This window comes from Chryseobacterium sp. 2TAF14 (assembly GCF_052115105.1).
Taxonomy (GTDB): Bacteria; Bacteroidota; Bacteroidia; order Flavobacteriales; family Weeksellaceae; genus Chryseobacterium.
Window position 1 is genome coordinate 1 of record NZ_JBFRGA010000304.1, and the last position, 1,915, is coordinate 1,915.

General features: G+C 31.9%; 1 protein-coding gene. It reads left to right on the plus strand.

What is annotated here, in order from left to right; genetic code table 11:
- The coding region (locus tag AB4Y90_RS17750; RefSeq protein ID WP_441558891.1) for a PD-(D/E)XK nuclease family protein at window positions 1-1,784 on the plus strand (1,784 nt) is incomplete at its 5' end.
- Window positions 1,785-1,915 lie beyond the last annotated feature (131 nt).

Here is a 1,915-nt window from a genome sequence, read left to right on the forward strand (position 1 = left end):
ACCTTCTTCCTGCAAGTCTGGATGTAATGCATGAAGTTGAAAACCTCAATATTACAATGGGTTTTCCGCTGAAAAATCTTTCTTTTTCTAATGCAGTGAAGCAGCTTTTTTATCTTCAGAAACAGCTTGAAAAAAGCAAAACTTCTTACTATTACCGTGATGTTTATCCCATTCTTGAAGAGCTTCCGAAATCAGATGATGATGAAAAAGTTATCAATGATTTTAAATCTAAAATAGAAGAAAGAAACATCGTTTATATTTCTCAGAAGCTTTTGGGTGAACTTTTGGGTAATCTTTCTTATTTTAATTTGCTTCAGAAAGCCGATTCTGGATACGTTTTTCTGGATGATTTAATTGATTTTTGCAAAAAAATAAAATGGCTTGAATTGGACGATATTCAGTATGAAAATGTTTCTCATTTTGAAAATGCATTCAGAATTATCAAAAACCAGATCACGCCTTACGGTTTTGAAATCAGGATGGAAACGCTTGAAATCCTTATCAATCAGCACATTAATTCTGAAAGTATAGATTTTCAGGGTGAACCGTTGAAAGGACTTCAGGTAATGGGACTTTTGGAAACCCGTCTTTTAAACTTTGAAAACGTGATTTTACTATCGGTAAACGAAGGTAAATTACCGCTCGGAAACTCGCAAAATACTTATATTCCATTTGATATAAGAAGGCATTTCGATCTGCATACTTTCCTTGAAAACGACAGCATTTATGCCTATCATTTTTACCGTTTAATTCAGGATGCGCAAAATGTACATTTGCTTTTCAATGCTTTAAGTTCAGGCGTAAATACGGGCGAAAAGAGTCGGTTTATTACCCAGATCGAAATGGAAAGTTCGCATCATATCGAACACGTTATTGTAGAGAATGCTTCACAGCCAATTTTAAGTCAGCCGATTGAAATTTTTAAAACTGAAATTGTTCAGCAGCAGCTTTTAAAATGGAAAGAAAAAGTTTCAGCTTCACATCTGACGAGTTACTTGTATAATCCGATCGATTTTTACCTTTCTAAGATTTTGAATACTTCTGAAGCCGATGAAATTGAAGAAGAATTATCGGTAAGAAATTACGGAAACCTGGTTCATTATACGCTTCAAGAAGTTTATGAAGTATTAAAAGGTAAAGTTTTAAAATTAAATGACTTACAAAATTCAATTAAACAAATAGATCAATTTATAAATATTGCAATTGAGAAGTTGAAACATCAGCCTGAATTTTATAATAAAGGGATGAATTACATCCACAAAGCGATTGCAAAAAAAGTAATTGAGAATATTCTAAACCACGATTTAGAATTAATAAAAGCCGGAAATTCTTTGGAAATTATAGATATTSAAAGAAGATTTGAAGGCATAGATTTTTATCTGAACGAAGAAAAAAATGACAAGGTTTCTTTCTTTGGTTTTATCGACCGGATTGACCGATTAAACGGAACGATAAGGATTATCGATTATAAAACTGCAAAAACCAAAAATCTTACCGTAAAAATTGATGAGTTAAATAAGTCAGACTATTTCCAAAACAGTGACAGAAAACAGGCGATGCAGCTTTGTCTGTATCAATATGTCGTTCAAAATTTACCTGAATTTTGGGGTTATCCTGTAGAAACCGGAATCTGGAGTTTTGCGGATGCTAAAAAAGGAGTCGTATTGCTGGAATTTGCTGTAGGAAACCTTGATGACGCAATGATTTCAATCCAAAATTTAATTCTTGAAATTTTAAATCCTGAAATGAGTTTTATTGAAAATGTCAAAACTTATTCTAATTAAAACTGCTTAAATTTAAAACTCTCGCAGATTTTACAAATTTAGCAGATTGAAATATCAAAAAGATCATCCAAATCCGCAAAATCTGCGAGAGAAATTTATTTTTTTTTAAAAAGCGTTAATTCCTGTAATAT